We start from the raw sequence: 16,379 nt of genomic DNA, 5'->3' as shown, positions 1-16,379 counted from the left end.
GGATAACACCATGTCTATTGAACAAATTTTAACATCAGCACCTGTTGTTCCAGTCGTTGTTATTGACCGACTGGAAGATGCAGAGCCGTTAGCGAAAGCGCTGTTTAACGGCGGATTACGCGCATTAGAAATCACCCTTCGTACACCAATTGCAGCAGAGGCGGTAAAGGTCATGAAGCAAGCGGTACCAGAAGCGTATGTGGGCACGGGTACGGTAATCGACAAAGCAACGTTTGATGCGTCAATCGAAGCTGGCGCAGACTTCATGGTTAGCCCTGGTGTTAATGACGAACTACTCGCTTTGGCAAGCCAAAGCGACACCCCTTTCTTGCCCGGAGCGGCCACGCCAAGCGAAGTAATGAGGCTCGCGGAGCGTGGCTTCTCTTTTTTGAAGTTTTTCCCAGCGGCAGCGGCGGGTGGCCCAGCGATGTTGAAGTCGATTGGTGGCCCATTACCAGGGGTTAAATTTTGCCCAACAGGTGGCATCAGCCTAGAAACAGCTCCGCAATACCTCTCGCTTGATAACGTTGTATGTGTAGGTGGTACGTGGATGCTTGATAAAACATTGATTGAACAACAGGACTGGCAAGCTATTGAGCAACTCGCACGTCAAGCCAGCCAACTTAAATAGTGATAGGGGACAGTTAAAATGATTAAAGTAGCTATTAATGGTTATGGTCGTATTGGTCGCAATACATTACGTGCATTATATGAGTCAGGTCAAAATACAGATATTCAGATCGTTGCCATTAACGACTTGGCGCCAGCTAACGTAAATGCGCATCTAACGCAATTTGATTCAGTACACGGTCAATTCTCACAAAAAGTGAGCTTACAAGATGATGTGATGCTGATTGGCAATGATGAAATCAAGCTAGTACAAGAACGCGATCCAGCTAACCTACCTTGGGCAGAGCTCAATGTAGATATCGTACTTGAATGTACAGGTCTATTCACATCGCGCGAAGCAGCCGCAAAGCACATTGAAGCGGGTGCCAAAAAAGTGATCGTTTCAGCACCAGGCACAGATATGGATGCCACGGTTGTTCATGGTGTGAACGACGACGTCCTTAATGCGCAAAGCACTATCATTTCAAACGCATCATGTACCACCAACTGTTTAGCGCCTGTTGCTAAAGCGCTTAATGATGCGATTGGTATAGAGCAAGGCAGTATGACTACAATCCATGCTTACACCAATGACCAAAACTTATCTGACGTATATCACTCAGATTTGTACCGTGCACGCAGCGCGACACAGTCTATGATCCCAACAAAAACCGGTGCTGCTAAAGCGGTTGGTTTAGTGTTGCCTGAGCTTGCTGGCAAACTTGATGGTATGGCCGTACGCGTACCAACAATCAATGTGTCACTCGTTGATTTAACTTTCATCGCTAAACGCGACACAACCGCACAGGAAGTGAATGAAGTAGTTAAAGCCGCGGCTCAAGGCGCGATGTCAGAAGTATTGGCATACAACGAGTTACCACTGGTTTCTATCGACTTTAACCACAACCCAGCATCATCTGTGTTTGATTCCACACAAACAAAAGTAGATGGCAAGTTGGTTAAAGTAATGGCTTGGTATGACAACGAGTGGGGCTTCTCAAATCGTATGCTCGATCAAGTTAAGAACTTAGCGAAGTTCTTATAATTCCATTGTTGTTAAATCAAAAGCCGCTTTAAGCGGCTTTTTTTACTTTATGTCGCTAACTTTTTGCTTTGTTCCTAATCCTAGCTATGCTTTGTATATAAATACAATATGATGCTAGCACGTTGAAATTACGCCGTTTTGTTTATTGGATAACCGGTACATCCGTTGTTATTGTTACAAGCCTTATTGCCGCTACCTCCTATGTTTATATGAGCTTGGGAAGCTTGACAAAAATGCAGGCGCAGCTGCATGACCACCAACGCGCAATCGATTATCTTCATATCGCCAAAAACGAATTTCTGCTAAACCACGATGTAACCTCACTTAAATCATTAGAAGAGCACATTGCCTACTATTGGCAACACCAAATAATGCTTAGCCAGAATACTGTGAATGACACAGAAAAACTTTTGGTAGAAGAGGTGACCAATAGCGTACAGACCTATATCGATCAGCTGAATGAGTTAAAGGCCTTGTTGCGCCGTTTAGGACTTAGCGAAAACCAGGGACTGACAGGGGAGTTTCGCAAACAAATTCACAAGCTTCAAGCCATCGCCAACAAGGGTGAAGATACTTACTTGAACACTCAAATCCTCGAAATGCGTCGTCGGGAAAAGGATTTTTTATTGCGCTTTGATGACCAGTATTTGGAGCTACATAGGCGTCACTACGACAATGTTATCACTCATTTGCAGCAGTTAGGTGACAAGGAGCAAATTGAACTGATCTCTCAATACGGCCAACTGTTTGCCGATGTTATAGCAGCGTATAACTTGTTGGGTGTGCATCAAGACGAAGGATTGCGCCTGCAGATGACTTTGCAGGAATTGAAAACTGAAACCGCCTCGCAAAAATTAGCCTTGGGTTATACCCAAAACCGTATTGATGACGCACTGATGGCCAATGCAAGTGTATTGACCCTTGTTGCTGTAATCGCGTTGTTGCTGTTGGTGTTTTTACACTTATTAAGCGCTCGAGTATCAAACTCTTTGGCAAAGCTACACGGGCAAATAGCTAAAGTAATGAACGAAGAAGATTTTTCATTTCGTACTGGGTTGCAGGGTAAAGATGAAATAGCCTTGCTTGGACGCGATATCGATCAATTATTTGCATTCATAGAAGAGTTACTGCAACGCCTCGGTGAGGCACAAGAAAAGTTAATCGAAGAAGCGAAAATGGCCAGCCTTGGCAGTATGGTCAGCGGATTTGCCCACGAGTTGAATACACCTATTGGCGTTGCTATTACAAGTCACTCAGTGCTGAAAGACCAATTTTTACTGCTCAAGACAGATTTTCAGACAGGGCAATTGAAAAAGCACACTCTGACTAACTTGATAAACAATGCTGAGCGTTCGTTGGCCCTGTTAGAGAGCAATTTGTACCGCAGTGCCCAGCTTATTGATACATTCAAACTTATGTCTGCGCACAATGACAGCAACCTTGAAGTGAAGTTTGCTGTTAAATCAACGATAGAGAATGTATTAGCTAGTTTGCAAAGTGAAGTGGACGCCGCACAGGCATCCTTTATCGTTGATGCCGATGAGCAACTGACAATTACCGCATCAGTAAGTGCATTCACCCAGATAATTACCTGTTGCGTGCGCAACTGTTTATTGCATGCGTCTCAAGAAGAAAATCGCTTAGAAGTGGCGATTCGAGTTACCTCTGAAAATGGCGTTGTTCACCTTTATATCGACGATAATGGCCCCGGAATTGAAGATGTCATTAAAGCAAAGGCATTTGAGCCTTTTATCACTACCAAACGCAACGAAGGCGGGACAGGGATAGGGCTCGCTATCGTTTATAACCTTGTGAAAACGACACTCAAAGGCCAAATTACTCTACAAAACCTGCGTCCGAAGGGCCTCAGCGTTCATATTAGCTTTATACCAAGTAAGGTGAATAGTTAATATACGTTATTGCATATATACGAAACAGTCGTTAAGATTTGTATATTCGTTTTTCCATATGTAATGTGCGTGGATATTTTCAAAGCTTTAGGCGATGACACCAGACTGCAAATTTGTTTACTCATAATGCATGAGCGCGAGCTATGTGTGTGCGAGCTTGTGAGCGCGCTCGAATTGAGCCAGCCTAAAATATCTCGTCACTTGGCCTTGCTAAAAGACTACTCTTTGCTCAGCACCCGAAAACACAAACAATGGGTGTTTTACTCGCTCAATGATCAACTGCCATCATGGCAAACCAACATAATTTCAACCACGCTCACTCACAACGCAGATTTGATGGAGCAGGCTTTAACTCGATTGAATGCAATGGGCGCACGGCCAAGCCGACAAGCGTCATGCTGTAACTAAGGAGAAAGATAATGACTATTAAAGTCGGTATTAATGGCTTTGGCCGTATGGGGCGCCTAATAATGCGTGCTGCGTTTGATTGGCCTGAGTTTGAGATAGTGCACATCAATGACCCTGCAGGTGATGCCAACACGCTTGCACACTTGTTGGAGTTTGATTCGGTTCACGGTCGTTGGCATCACGCTCCGAGTACTCACGCACAGAGCATGGTAATTAATGGTCAATCAATTAGCTGCTCGCAAAACAAAGGGATCAATGATACGGACTGGTCTGCTTGCGATATCGTCATTGAAGCGTCTGGTGTAATGAAGCATCGTTCATTACTGGAGCAATACTTAGCACAGGGTGTTAAAAAAGTTGTGGTGTCCGCGCCTGTAAAAGAAGAGGGGGTGTTGAACATTGTCATGGGCGTGAATGACGCACTGTATGATTCTGAGCAGCATGACATTGTTACCGCAGCGTCATGCACTACCAACTGCTTAGCACCTGTGGTGAAAGTATTGCAGGACAAAATCGGCATTAAACACGGGTCGATGACCACCATCCATGACATTACTAATACACAAACTATTTTGGATGCGCCGCATAAAGACTTACGCCGTGCACGCGCTTGTGGCATGAGTCTGATCCCAACTACTACGGGTTCAGCCACTGCGATTACTCATATTTTTCCAGAATTAAAAGGCAAGTTGAATGGCCACGCTGTGCGTGTACCTTTGGCGAATGCCTCAATCACAGATTGTGTATTTGAACTAAATCGAGCTACCACAGAAAAAGAACTCAATGACTGGTTTAAAGAAGCGGCTCAGGGCGAATTGGAAGGCATCTTGGGTTATGAGGAAAAGCCACTAGTATCAATTGATTATCGTACAGATCCTCGTTCAAGTGTGGTTGATGCATTATCAACCATGGTAGTTAATGGCACACAAGCAAAAATGTATCTGTGGTATGACAACGAATGGGGCTATGCAAATCGCAGCGCGGAGCTGGTACGTAAAGTAGCAGTCGGTCTTTGAGGATAGTTCCCATGGCATCATCGCCAATGCAGCAGTATGCAGTCATAACAGGTAATTATTGGGCATTTACGCTCAGTGATGGTGCACTGAGAATGCTAGTGGTGCTGTACTTCTACCAGTTAGGGTACACACCACTTGCTATTGCCATGCTGTTCTTGTTTTACGAGTTCTTTGGTGTCGTTACCAACCTTGTCGGTGGATGGTTGGGGGCTCGGTTGGGACTCAATCGCACTATGCAATTAGGGATGCTGTTGCAAGTGGGGGCTTTATCTATGCTGCTGGTGGACGAGTCCATGCTCAGTGTTGCGTGGGTGATGGCCGCCCAAGCGCTTAGTGGTATTGCCAAAGATCTCAATAAAATGAGTGCCAAAAGCGCTATTAAAATGGTCGTGAGCGAGCACCAGCAAGGGCGTCTGTATTCGTGGATTGCCATACTTACCGGTTCGAAAAATGCCCTAAAAGGGATAGGCTATTTCCTCGGTGGCGCACTGCTTGCGCTGATGAGTTTTAAAGGTGCGATTACGGCGTTAGTTCTGCTTGTTGGCACTGGGTTTTTATTGAGCTCTTTATTGCTACAAGAAGATTTAGGGCGAACCAAATACAAACCTAAATTCAAAGATATGTTCTCTAAAAGCGCGGCGCTTAATCGTTTATCTGCGGCACGATTATTGTTATTTGCTTCTCGCGATGTGTGGTTTGTCGTCGCCTTACCCGTGTTTTTTATTTCTCAACTAGGTTGGCAGCATGGCGAAGTCGGCACCTTTATGGCGGTCTGGATCATTGGCTATGGTGTGGTACAAAGTTTAGCGCCACGTTTGGGGTTAAAAAACAGTGACGTATTCGCGCAAGCAGTGCGCTTAAGTGCGCTGTTGGCACTTACCACAGCTCTTATCGTTGCAGTGTATTGGGTGTTTGGCAACTCAGTACCCATGCAAACATGGATACTGGTAATTGGTTTGTTGTTGTTTGGGGCCGTATTTGCAATTAATTCGTCTTTGCACAGCTATCTAGTCGTCAAACTTGCCGATAGAGAAAGTGTTTCTTTGGATGTTGGCTTTTATTACATGGCTAATGCCAGTGGACGTTTGATAGGCACTGTATTATCGGGCTGGCTGTATCAACAAAGTGGCTTGCTGGCGTGTTTGGTATGTGCATTGTGCATGCAAGTAGCGACCTGGTCGGTGTCTCGCGGTCTGCGTGATTAAGCACATAACTCGTTACATTTAAACATAAACTTTTCCTCCTTTTCGCGCTCTTAGAAGCAAAAGGAGGGATTATGACACCATCAATATCTAAGCTACTACGCAACTTGAATACTATCATTAAAAACAACTGGGGTTTGCTCCTCACCATCACGTGTATTTTAACTATCCGAAGCTCGTTTGCTGACTGGTACACCGTACCTTCAGGCTCGATGCTGCCGACGATAGAAATCGGTGACAGGGTGACAGTCAATAAGATGGCCTATGACCTCCGTGTGCCATTTAGCGATTTAGTCATTGCGCGTATGGAAGAGCCGAGTCGCGGAGACATCGTTGTTTTTGAGTCAAACGCTGCACATGAGCGTTTGATTAAACGCATCGTTGGCTTACCGGGGGACACAATCGCCATGCGCAATGAAGTGTTGTACATCAACGGACAGCCGCAAAAATACCTAATAACCAAAGAAACAGACTCAGAAGTCCTATTCACAGAATACTTGGGCGAATTACAACACACTATTCGAATTGATAAAGCTAGGCCGAGTACACACGGCAACCTAACTTCTGTAACAATCCCCGATGACTATTATCTTGTGATGGGTGACAACCGCAGAAACAGTGCGGACTCAAGGTTCTATGGATTAGTACCTCGTGCTGAATTACGCGGCAAGGCGGATCGGGTGGCATTTTCGTTGGATTACGACAATTATTATCTACCTAAGCGTGAGCGTTTTGCGCTAAATCTCTATTAATTGTTGAATGCAGGGCAACAGTTGTGTGTTTGTATCGACACACAACTGAACAGGAAAGGACAAAAGGGAACATCATGAAAAAAATTGGCGTGATTGGTGGTATGAGCTGGCAAAGTACACAAACCTATTACCGAGCTATCAACGAGGGAGTCAATGCCAAACTGGGTGGTTTGCACAGCGCAGAAATGCTGCTTTATAGTGTCGATTTCGGACCAATAGAACAACTACAACATGATGGTCAATGGGATTTGTTAGGGCACCAATTAGCACAAGCCGGTCAAAGCTTAGAGCGCGCTGGGGCTGATTGCATTATCATTGCCACCAATACCATGCATAAGGTAGCGCCTCAGGTGCAATCGCAACTCGGTATCCCCCTTATTCATATTGCCGATGCGTTGGCGCATGAGCTCAAAAAGCAAAATATCAACCGAGTAGGGCTGTTAGGGACGGCGTTTACGATGGAACAAGACTTTTATCGCCAACGCCTGATTGATAAGCATGGTATTGACGTGATTATTCCGGATCCCGCTCATCGACAATTAGTGCACGAGGTGATTTATTCGCAGTTGTGCCATGGGCACGTGCACCCAGATTCCAAAGCAGCCTATCTAAGAATTATTAATGAATTGGTGTTTGATGGCGCGCAGGGCATCATTCTTGGTTGCACTGAGATAGGCCTATTAGTGCAACAAGCTGATACAGATGTGAAGCTATTCGATACCACCTATATCCACGCGCAAGCGGCGGTTGACTTTGCATTGTCGCTTTGATGTGTTGATAAATATTATCGACGTAACAGAGCGAGATACTGATGGTTAGGCTCAGCTCGTAAGCCTGCACACTCAATGGATAACTCCACACGGTTAACCGCTGTATTTGGTCTATTCTTAGTGAACGATAGGCCAAAGAGGTGTATCCCTATGGACACCAGTTTATTTGAACGTTTAGGTGGTGAGCAGGGCATTCGTAATATAGCGAATGATGTTGTTGACTTGCACAGAGTCAACCCTGTGATCAGTGCTCGTTTTGCGCAAAGTGACGTTAGTGCATTGAAAGAATCAGTAGCCACATTTTTTATTGCTGGCAGCGGTGGCCCGCAGGTTTACACAGGGCCAGATATGCGCAGCGCTCACCAAAGCATGAATATTGCGGATAATGAATATATGGCAGCAGTTGATGATGTGATGCAAGCACTGAGCAACAATGGTATTGGTGATGCAGAAAAGGCTGAAGTGCTTTATATCTTTTACAATTTACGACCGGATGTTGTCGGTGTGTAGGTCGCTTAGTTGATTCAGATGCGCCTCAATAACAAAGAAGGTGTCCCAATGATGGTGTCCCAATATAAATACTGATAAATTAACTTGTGGAGTACTGAAACAAGCGGTCACTTTTAGGGTGGGATCAGTAACAAGGAGTCATTAATCTGCGCGCCAATGGTACAGATTAATTTGGGTAATCTAGCTTACGCGTTGTTATGCGCTGGTAAGTAGGAGTGGGGAATTATAGGGATGCAGTCTAATCTGATGCCAGAGCGTTTTAGCATACGCTTCACGATCGTTTCTTTATTTGTCTTTGTGGTGTTGTTTGTAGCTTTTGCAACCATCGCCACAGGTTATTATTTTGACGTTAAACACGCCCGCCAAGCGGCTAATGACCAATTCATTCACATAGCCCATCGTAGTAAAGAAAAAATCGAACATATGGAGCGTATGGGTACAAGTCTCGTCAAGAGTCTTAAATATGACGCCACCATAGTTAAGGCGATTAATGAACAGCCCCACGACGTGGTGGTGTCTCACTTCACCGAACGTATGAACACAAATGATCATCTGTTCTCATTATTTGCTGGTCATCGCGACGGCGCTTATATCGAAGTATCCAATTTAGATGCAACTGCCGGTGTGCGCCAAGCATGGCAGGCCAAAGAAAATGAACGTTGGGTGGTTAACTACATCACTGTGCACGACGGTGGGCGTATTCAAAAACGTGATTATTTGGACAACGCACTAAATGTTACTCGCTCCCAGGTTAATGGCACGGGCTTCGAAGTGAATACGCGGCCGTGGTTCACATCTGCGAAGCTGCAAGCGGTTACCTCATCAGCGCCGTACCAATTGTCGATGGTCGAGCTTACAGGCTTTAGCTTTACTTTAGGTCTTGATGACAATGTGGTGGTGGGTGCGAGTATGCTGTTGTCTTCCCTTGACCAGCTTTTGGTAAACAATCATTACCCACTGACCTCGCGCGCAATTATTTTTAATAGCAACGGTTTGTTGTTGGCGCAACACGGCGGCAAAGATCACGAACGCACTGCGCCTCATCAAGTACTCATGGATTTGGCTAATGATCCCAGCAAATTCCAGTCTTTATTAGAGGTGAAAATCGCCGGACAAGATTATTTCGCCTTTATTGAGCCGCTCAAGATGACCGCCAACAGTAACAGCAATGAATTCATTGGCTTGGCAGTTTCGCGCTCGGAGGTGTTAGCTCCTTACACGGAGCGTTCCTTAGTTGCGGTAGGCGTCAGTATCTTAGTGGCACTGCTTATGTTGCCTGTAGTATTAGTCAGCGGACGTCTAATCGTTAATCCGATGCGCGAATTAGCAAAGCAGAATGTTCGGGTGCAAAAGCGTCAATATCAATCGGTCAAACATATCAAAAGCCGCATTGTTGAGATTAATGATTTGTCCGCATCTTTGGTGAGTATGTCGACATCAATTTGCGATTATCAACAAGCCCAGAAGGATTTATTGGACTCTTTCATTAAGCTCATTGCTCAAGCGATCGATGATAAGTCGCCTTACACAGGAGGGCATTGCGAGCGAGTGCCCAAAATAGCGATTACACTGGCGCAAGCGGCGCAACAAAGCAGAGATCCGGTATTTAAAAGCATTAAGTTTGATACTGAAGAGCAATGGCGAGAGTTTAAAATAGCTGCGTGGTTGCATGATTGTGGCAAAATCACGACACCGGAGCATATTGTAGACAAAGGCACCAAGTTAGAAGCGATATATAATCGTATTCACGAGATACGTATGCGCTTTGAAGTATTGCTGCGCGATGCCGAGATACGCTGTTTGCAAGGGTGCTTAGACGCGCCTCACAAGCAACAGGATTTACATCAAGTTTTAGCGCAAGAGCAAGCGCAGATACGTGATGACTTTGCATTTGTGGCAGCCTGTAATGTCGGTGGCGAATTTATGTCTGATGCACATCTAGCACGACTAAAATCCATTGCCGAACAAACTTGGATGCGCTATCTGGATGATAGGTTGGGACTCTCGCCGATGGAGAATCAAACTCTCAGTAAAATGGCTACCGCTTCAGAGCCTAGTGTCCCGCGAGTTGAGCATGTGTTAGCGGATAAGCCAGAACATATCCGCATCCGTGAAAATAGCACCAGCCGTTTTGAGGGCTTTGGTTTTACCATGACCGCCCCTGAGGTTGAGCAAAATCTAGGTGAAGTTTACAACTTATCCATTGGCAGAGGCACACTCACAGAAGAAGACAGATACATTATCCAAGAGCACATCTCATCAACGATCAAGATGTTAGAAACGCTACCACTGCCACCGGAATTGTCTCGCGTGCCTGAGTATGCCGGTGCGCACCATGAGAAACTCGACGGCACAGGTTACCCGCGTGGACTTGATGAATCGCAATTGTCTATGCCCGCGCGGATCATGGCATTGGCCGATGTGTTCGAGGCGCTAACTGCATCGGATAGGCCTTATAAAAGCGCGAAAACTTTGTCTGAGTCGTTAAAAATCATGCGTTTTATGGTGCTTGATAAACATCTCGATAAAGACTTGTTTAAACTTTTTATCAGTGAAGGAGTTTATCAACAGTATGCGCAAGAATTTTTAGACCCCAGCCAATGGGACGAGGTAGATAAAGACCAGATTTTAGCTGGCTTGTAGAACTATCGCAGCGCCCACCCAGGGCGCTTGACTACTCAGTTGGCCATGGCCGTATCGAGTTGCCTGTTTTTGTCGCGCCATTGCTCAACCGCTTTAGTCCCTAGCTGGTACCCCAGAGCATAATCTTTTGCTAAGTTTTCCGCTGTTGATCCAAGCACCATTGACTCCAAAGGCCTATCAGGCGCGATTTGAACTATGTTCACACCTTCTGGCGGCGCGTTCATGAATGAAACAGCGTCAGCGTAGCGTTGTTGATAATGGTGGTACATGCTAAACATCCGTGGCGACTGATTAATACGGCTCATGATTGGTTTCAATCGCTCAAGTACAGGCATCTTGCCATCGTCATCTTCTTGCACGGTACGAATTACCCAAATAGTGTTTGCACCTCGTTGATGCGCCCATTTAACGGGGATTGGGTCGGCAACACCCCCATCCATCATGCCATCTCCATTGATATCGACTCCGGGCTTGTAGAGAAATGGAATAGCACTAGAGGCTTTCAAATGGGTAAACATATTTTCGTGCCAAGTATGCAGATAGCGGGCTTCGAACGAATCATAGTGGCTCGCCACGGCGAAGAAATTACTATCTGGAGTCAACAGCCTAGGTTCAGTTGGAAACCGCACCTTGCCGTTGTGTTCGACCTGATGAAAATACCAGTCTAAGTCGATGACATTGCCACCGGTGAAAAATCTGGCGGGACGAAAGAATTGTTGCTCTGTGGTTAATTCAGCAATCGCAGTTTGTGCGTATTGTTGGGCTCGGGCGCAATAGGCTGCGAGATTTTGTGCACCGGCGGAGACACCGACTTTGAGATCAAAAGGGGTAAATTTTTGAGCTAAAAAAGCATCCAAGACTCCAGCGGTGAAAATGCCTTTTTGGCCGCCACCTTCGGCTATGAGCGCAGATTTTTCAAATCGTTCCATGTAGACCTCTTCTCGATATAGTTGTTATGAAGAGTGACATAGCGTGGGTGAATAAACGCTAAATCAAGAGGCGGTCATCTCGTCGCTTTGGGTCGCAAACTAGCACCTCACTTTATAAACAGTGGGGGCCAATCAGTAAAAATACAAGTTAATCAGTGGTAATCGATCTGAGTAATTGTTTGCCCATTTCTTCTAAGATGGCCTTGTTTGGGTGAGTAAAGGCGTAGGTGCGCATGCCGTAAATGCCCATTGTAAAGAACCGCGCCAGTGACAACGCGTTATCGGGGAGAATAGCTTCACCTTGCTGTTGCGCCTTTTCGATTTGCTTCGCTAGTGCGTTTTCGAGCTGCTTTAAGTTGTCAGCAAGGACATTCGCTATCTCAGGATCTTGCCCTTCAATTTCATTTAACGAACGGGTGAGCAAACATACCTTGGCACAGGTGTTTTGCATGCATTCTTGCACTGTATTATCAATAAACAGCGACAAACTCGCGAGCACAGGTTTGTCTGTGGTAAATAGCTGCGAGAAAGCCATGCGTTTTTGTTCATGGTAGTGATTGACCGCTTCTAAAAAGAGTCCTTTTTTACTGCCAAAAGCACAATATATTGACCCTGGATGAAGGCCCGTTGCCTTAGTAAGCTTTTGCATACTGGCTTTTGCATAACCCTGTTCCATAAAGGTTTGCATTGCATTTTGGAGAACTTCAGAACGGTCGAATTCGGCACTACGCATGACAAAAAGTACAGATGATAATAAAGATGCATAAGATAGTATCATTAATTTATTTATTTTACTTGAATGAGCGTTCAAAAAGATTTAATTTGGCTGCACACAATGACGATACACAACTGAGAGTGAGTCAAAATGCAAGATATTCTACTTCAGCCTTATACTCTGTCTGCGGACATTGAACTAAACAATCGTATTTTAATGGCACCATTAACTCGTTGTATGGCGGGGGAAGGTTTGGTACCCACTCAAGCGATGGTTGATTACTATGCCCGCCGTGCAGAGGCTGGCCTAATCATCAGTGAAGCGACCATTATCCGTGCGGACGCGCAAGGGTATCCAAATGTGCCAGGTATTTTTACTGCTCAACAGATTCAAGGTTGGCGCAAGGTAACTGATGCGGTACATGAAAAAGGTGGCAAGATCTTTTGCCAGCTATGGCATGTCGGTCGCGTAGCTCATCCTCATTTCTTCGGTGGTGAAGTAATTGGTGCCAGTGCTATTGGCATTGAAGGCACGGTGCCACGTATGCGTGAATTAACGTATCAAACACCTCGCGCACTGAGCCTAGAAGAGATAGCGCAGCTTGTGGAGGATTACGCAAAGGCAGCTGAAAACGCGCTTGAAGCGGGCTTCGACGGTGTCGAAATCCACGGCGCAAACGGTTATCTGATTGACCAATTCTTACACCATAGCGCTAACCAACGTGATGATATATACGGTGGCAGTGCGCAAAACCGAGCTCGCTTTGCATTAGAAGTACTCGATGCAATCACCGATCGTATAGGTGCTGGTCGCACGGCCATTCGCGTATCGCCAGGGGCATACTTCCTCTTAGATGCAGGGGATGAGCAAGACACTGAAACATTTGATTATTTATTAGCTGAGTTGAATAAACGCTCGCTTGCGTATGTGCATTTAGGCATCTTTGACGATTCAATGACGTTTGATTACCTAGGTGGTAAAGCGTCAGCGTATTTGCGCAAGCATTATCAGGGTAACCTTGTCGGAGTGGGCAGTTATACGCCAGAGCAAGGAGCGCAAGCTATCTCAGAAGAAGCGTTTGATCTTATTGCCATAGGTCGCCCATTTATTGCCAATCCAGATTTGGTCGCAAAAGTGAAAAAAGGTGAAGCGCTCACGCCATACAGTGATGAGATGCTTCAAGAGCTTTACTAGTATTCATTTAGCCCAACCGGTGAGTTGGGCTTTTTCTTGCCATACAAACGTCATCTTCCTTTCATTTCAAAGCAATACTCCTGTCATCTACAGGCGCTTAACTAATGCCTTTCTATTACAAAAAACAATGAGAAAGGTCATGAAAAAAACAATATTAGCGCTAGCACTAGCAGGTGTACTGGGTGGCTGTTCACTTGATGGTGATGATGGCGCGATCGGTCAGCAAGGCCCTCAAGGAGAACAAGGGCCGCAAGGTGGGCAAGGCGAGCAAGGTGAAGTGATCTCCGGTGATGTCGAACTTACGCTTATCGGTCGCTCTGTACTCAATGTTGAGTCACCTGAAGGTGCGGCGGAAATAGTTGCATTTCATCATCGCACTAAACAAATCTATGCCATCAATAGCTCTGGTGATAACGCCACTGTAGAGATTATTTCTGCAGATCACTTTGATACCGCAGCACTGGCACCTGACAATGAAGGGGTGATCTCCGCCACCAACCTCGCTATCACTATGACCTTGGATGTTTCCGCTAATACCCCAGGGGATGCAAATAGCATTGCTATCGATGAAACCAATCAATTACTAGCAGTCGCTATGGCTGGTGATACCGGCGTAAAAGGCCATATTGCCTTTTACGACATCAGTGGTGCTGAGCCCGTATTTAAACGCAATGTAGAAGTGGGTTACTTACCCGACATGGTTACCTTTACCCCCGATGGTAGCAAGGTTGTGGTTGCCAATGAAGGCGAACCAGCTGGGGATTACAGTGTTGACCCTGAAGGTTCTATTTCGGTAATAGCAATCGTGGATGCTGAGCCTGCCTCGACATCATCTTCAATAAGCTTTAGTCAATTCAATGATGAGCAAGCGCAACTCGCTGAGCAGGGGGTGATGTTCGCCAATCCAGCTGGCCGCACTATTAAAGGTCAGCTTATCGACACCACAGTGGCGATGGATCTAGAGCCTGAATACGTGGCTATTAGTGCTGATAGCAAAACGGCTTATGTATCATTACAGGAAAATAATGCTCTTGCGGTGGTTGATCTGACCGACTTAAGCGTGGAAGTTCGCGCTTTGGGTTTTAAAGATTGGTCAAATTTAATGCTTGATGCGTCTGATAAAGATGGCGGTATTAATTTTAAAAAGTATCCGGGTCTATACGGGATGTATCAACCAGATACGATTGCTACCTATCAATGGCAAGGCGCAAACTTCGTTGTCTCTGCGAACGAAGGTGATGGGCGCGAATATTTCTTCGATAGCTCAGATGAAGCAAGCTGTTTAGCTGAGGGCGGCTTAGAATACGACGAAGATGATGGTTGTTTGGCCTACATTGATGAGTCTCGTGCAGAAGATTTAGATTTAGCTGATAACTTCTCTTACGTAAACAATGACGATGATGACATTGGCCGGTTAATCGTCAGCACTGAGCGCGGTGACATCAACAACGATGGTCGCTATGAAGAGCTTTATGCATACGGTGCTCGCTCATTTTCAATTTGGGACGCGAACACCGATCTAGTGTTCGACTCTGGCGATGATGTTGGTCGAATCACGGCAGCAATCCACGGTCAGTCATTCAACAATAATGAAGATGAGAATGAAGGGGACACACGCTCTGACGCTAAAGGTGCTGAACCTGAAGCTCTTGCTATCGGGCAAATTGAAGGGCGTACTTATGCGTTTATTGGCTTAGAGCGAATGAGCGGCATTATGGTGTACGACATAACAAACCCATTCGACGTTAAATTCAAAAACTATGCGTATAACCGTGGCGTGGTTGAAGGCGCTGAAATCACTGGCGACTTAGCGCCAGAAGGAATGAAATTTGTTGCTGCTGACAAGAGCCCAAATGGCCAGCCTTTACTTATCGTGGGCAATGAAATTTCTGGTTCAGTCAGTGTTTGGCAAGTCAATCTGAAATAACAGTTGCCGCGCGTAATTTTGATGACGACTGTCATTAAATTGCAATGCAAGGAGTCTAATCTAAACACAAGTAATGAACATTTGTTGCTTTTATTTCTGATTAGACAACCCTGATTTTAGCCACTCATTTGAGTGGCTTTTTTTTGCGTCAATGCAATGTCGCAAATTGAATAAACACTCACGGGTAAGCCGGGGCGGCGTTTATCACTAATATTGAATTCGTTTTCGCTGGACTCTAGGTTGCATGCGAGTGAAGACAGTGCGTCTCTGACGATGAAGTTGTCCATTTCATGGTCAATAGCCGTGTACCACAGCACATAGTCGTTGCCGTCATAGGACAAACTGATGTCTTGCCATAACCTGTTAGTGCTCTCGCCCAAAAGAGGCTCTTTAGACGTCATTTCCTGAAAGCTAAATTGGCCATTTGCATCCGTGACTACTTGCGACACAAATTTTTGCTGACCGATAGACAAGGTGCGAGTGATCTGTACATTAGCTAGACTAATGTCTCCAACAACAACACGACCATTGATGGCTGGACTTAACGTTTGTCCCTGCACCAAGAGATCAGGGAACAACGGGCGAGAGGAATCGGAATTACTAAAGAATAGAACTAAAGTGGTGAGTGCCGCAGCGGCAAAAAGGCTAAAAACGGTAGCGCGCATCCTTGTGACCTTGTAGTTTTTCATCCATGAAAGTGTGAAAGTTACGTCAGTTATAGTGGTATTGCAAATAAATGCGGTTGAATA

General features: G+C 45.5%; 15 protein-coding genes. 12 read left to right on the top strand and 3 right to left on the bottom strand.

Annotation, left to right across the window (positions count from 1 at the left end):
• Positions 1-10 precede the first annotated feature (10 nt).
• The 10 genes from eda (at position 11) to V1358_RS01940 (ending at position 10,865) form a co-directional block, all read left to right on the top strand.
• Positions 11-631 carry a bifunctional 4-hydroxy-2-oxoglutarate aldolase/2-dehydro-3-deoxy-phosphogluconate aldolase gene (gene eda, locus V1358_RS01985; protein WP_347392424.1) on the top strand — a complete coding sequence of 207 codons (621 nt, stop codon included), beginning with the start codon at positions 11-13 and terminating at the stop codon, positions 629-631.
• Positions 632-649: 18 nt separating this feature from the next.
• Positions 650-1,654, top strand: coding sequence for a type I glyceraldehyde-3-phosphate dehydrogenase (gap, locus tag V1358_RS01980; protein ID WP_347392423.1), 1,005 nt, complete (start codon positions 650-652; stop codon positions 1,652-1,654).
• A 233-nt stretch (positions 1,655-1,887) separates the two neighbouring features.
• Positions 1,888-3,564 carry a sensor histidine kinase gene (locus V1358_RS01975; protein ID WP_347392422.1) on the top strand — a complete coding sequence of 559 codons (1,677 nt, stop codon included), beginning with the start codon at positions 1,888-1,890 and terminating at the stop codon, positions 3,562-3,564.
• A gap of 69 nt (positions 3,565-3,633) precedes the next feature.
• Complete coding sequence (locus V1358_RS01970) at positions 3,634-3,972, top strand: ArsR/SmtB family transcription factor (protein ID WP_347389223.1); 339 nt, start codon at positions 3,634-3,636, stop codon at positions 3,970-3,972.
• Positions 3,973-3,983: 11 nt separating this feature from the next.
• Positions 3,984-4,988: an ArsJ-associated glyceraldehyde-3-phosphate dehydrogenase gene (locus tag V1358_RS01965; protein ID WP_347392420.1), complete on the top strand. Its 1,005-nt coding sequence runs from the start codon at positions 3,984-3,986 to the stop codon at positions 4,986-4,988.
• 11 nt (positions 4,989-4,999) lie between these two features.
• Complete coding sequence (arsJ, locus tag V1358_RS01960; RefSeq protein ID WP_347392419.1) at positions 5,000-6,193, top strand: organoarsenical effux MFS transporter ArsJ; 1,194 nt, start codon at positions 5,000-5,002, stop codon at positions 6,191-6,193.
• A gap of 71 nt (positions 6,194-6,264) precedes the next feature.
• On the top strand, positions 6,265-6,942 hold the full coding sequence (lepB, locus tag V1358_RS01955) for a signal peptidase I (RefSeq protein WP_347392418.1): 678 nt from the start codon (positions 6,265-6,267) through the stop codon (positions 6,940-6,942).
• A gap of 74 nt (positions 6,943-7,016) precedes the next feature.
• Positions 7,017-7,712, top strand: a complete 696-nt coding sequence (locus V1358_RS01950) for an aspartate/glutamate racemase family protein (RefSeq protein WP_347392417.1) — start codon at positions 7,017-7,019, stop codon at positions 7,710-7,712.
• Between the two features lie 150 nt (positions 7,713-7,862).
• Entirely contained in the window at positions 7,863-8,222 is a 360-nt protein-coding gene (locus V1358_RS01945; protein ID WP_347392416.1) for a group I truncated hemoglobin, read from the top strand.
• Between the two features lie 231 nt (positions 8,223-8,453).
• Positions 8,454-10,865 carry an HD domain-containing phosphohydrolase gene (locus V1358_RS01940; protein ID WP_347392415.1) on the top strand — a complete coding sequence of 804 codons (2,412 nt, stop codon included), beginning with the start codon at positions 8,454-8,456 and terminating at the stop codon, positions 10,863-10,865.
• A gap of 35 nt (positions 10,866-10,900) precedes the next feature.
• On the opposite strand, the gene V1358_RS01935 is transcribed toward V1358_RS01940, so the two are convergent.
• Positions 10,901-11,794 carry a patatin-like phospholipase family protein gene (locus V1358_RS01935; RefSeq protein WP_347392414.1) on the bottom strand — a complete coding sequence of 298 codons (894 nt, stop codon included), beginning with the start codon at positions 11,792-11,794 and terminating at the stop codon, positions 10,901-10,903.
• 148 nt (positions 11,795-11,942) lie between these two features.
• Positions 11,943-12,527: a TetR/AcrR family transcriptional regulator gene (locus tag V1358_RS01930; RefSeq protein ID WP_347389231.1), complete on the bottom strand. Its 585-nt coding sequence runs from the start codon at positions 12,525-12,527 to the stop codon at positions 11,943-11,945.
• Positions 12,528-12,659: 132 nt separating this feature from the next.
• Between V1358_RS01930 and V1358_RS01925 the strand changes: the two genes are divergently transcribed.
• Positions 12,660-13,703 (top strand): alkene reductase, encoded by a 1,044-nt coding sequence (locus V1358_RS01925; RefSeq protein ID WP_347392413.1) that lies wholly within the window; start codon positions 12,660-12,662, stop codon positions 13,701-13,703.
• A gap of 139 nt (positions 13,704-13,842) precedes the next feature.
• On the top strand, positions 13,843-15,630 hold the full coding sequence (locus tag V1358_RS01920; RefSeq protein ID WP_347392412.1) for a choice-of-anchor I family protein: 1,788 nt from the start codon (positions 13,843-13,845) through the stop codon (positions 15,628-15,630).
• A 116-nt stretch (positions 15,631-15,746) separates the two neighbouring features.
• Here the strand turns inward: V1358_RS01920 and V1358_RS01915 are convergent, their stop codons facing one another.
• Positions 15,747-16,295, bottom strand: coding sequence for a DUF6795 domain-containing protein (locus V1358_RS01915; protein ID WP_347392411.1), 549 nt, complete (start codon positions 16,293-16,295; stop codon positions 15,747-15,749).
• Between the last annotated feature and the right edge of the window lie 84 nt (positions 16,296-16,379).

The sequence above is a fragment of the Pseudoalteromonas pernae genome (assembly GCF_039831865.1).
Taxonomy (GTDB): Bacteria; Pseudomonadota; Gammaproteobacteria; order Enterobacterales; family Alteromonadaceae; genus Pseudoalteromonas; species Pseudoalteromonas pernae.
The sequence above is the reverse complement of the archived record's forward strand: the minus strand, read 5'-3'. Positions and strand labels throughout refer to the sequence as shown.

Bases quoted from the DNA above. Each gene is read 5' to 3' on its own strand.
- V1358_RS01920 (WP_347392412.1), top strand. From the start codon at position 13,843: ATGAAAAAAACAATATTAGCGCTAGCACTAGCAGGTGTACTGGGTGGC.
- V1358_RS01965 (WP_347392420.1), top strand. From the start codon at position 3,984: ATGACTATTAAAGTCGGTATTAATGGCTTTGGCCGTATGGGGCGCCTA.
- V1358_RS01975 (WP_347392422.1), top strand. From the start codon at position 1,888: ATGCAGGCGCAGCTGCATGACCACCAACGCGCAATCGATTATCTTCAT.
- V1358_RS01940 (WP_347392415.1), top strand. From the start codon at position 8,454: ATGCAGTCTAATCTGATGCCAGAGCGTTTTAGCATACGCTTCACGATC.
- arsJ (WP_347392419.1), top strand. From the start codon at position 5,000: ATGGCATCATCGCCAATGCAGCAGTATGCAGTCATAACAGGTAATTAT.
- V1358_RS01935 (WP_347392414.1), bottom strand. From the start codon at position 11,794: ATGGAACGATTTGAAAAATCTGCGCTCATAGCCGAAGGTGGCGGCCAA.
- lepB (WP_347392418.1), top strand. From the start codon at position 6,265: ATGACACCATCAATATCTAAGCTACTACGCAACTTGAATACTATCATT.
- V1358_RS01915 (WP_347392411.1), bottom strand. From the start codon at position 16,295: ATGCGCGCTACCGTTTTTAGCCTTTTTGCCGCTGCGGCACTCACCACT.
- V1358_RS01925 (WP_347392413.1), top strand. From the start codon at position 12,660: ATGCAAGATATTCTACTTCAGCCTTATACTCTGTCTGCGGACATTGAA.
- V1358_RS01930 (WP_347389231.1), bottom strand. From the start codon at position 12,527: ATGCGTAGTGCCGAATTCGACCGTTCTGAAGTTCTCCAAAATGCAATG.
- eda (WP_347392424.1), top strand. From the start codon at position 11: ATGTCTATTGAACAAATTTTAACATCAGCACCTGTTGTTCCAGTCGTT.
- gap (WP_347392423.1), top strand. From the start codon at position 650: ATGATTAAAGTAGCTATTAATGGTTATGGTCGTATTGGTCGCAATACA.
- V1358_RS01945 (WP_347392416.1), top strand. From the start codon at position 7,863: ATGGACACCAGTTTATTTGAACGTTTAGGTGGTGAGCAGGGCATTCGT.
- V1358_RS01950 (WP_347392417.1), top strand. From the start codon at position 7,017: ATGAAAAAAATTGGCGTGATTGGTGGTATGAGCTGGCAAAGTACACAA.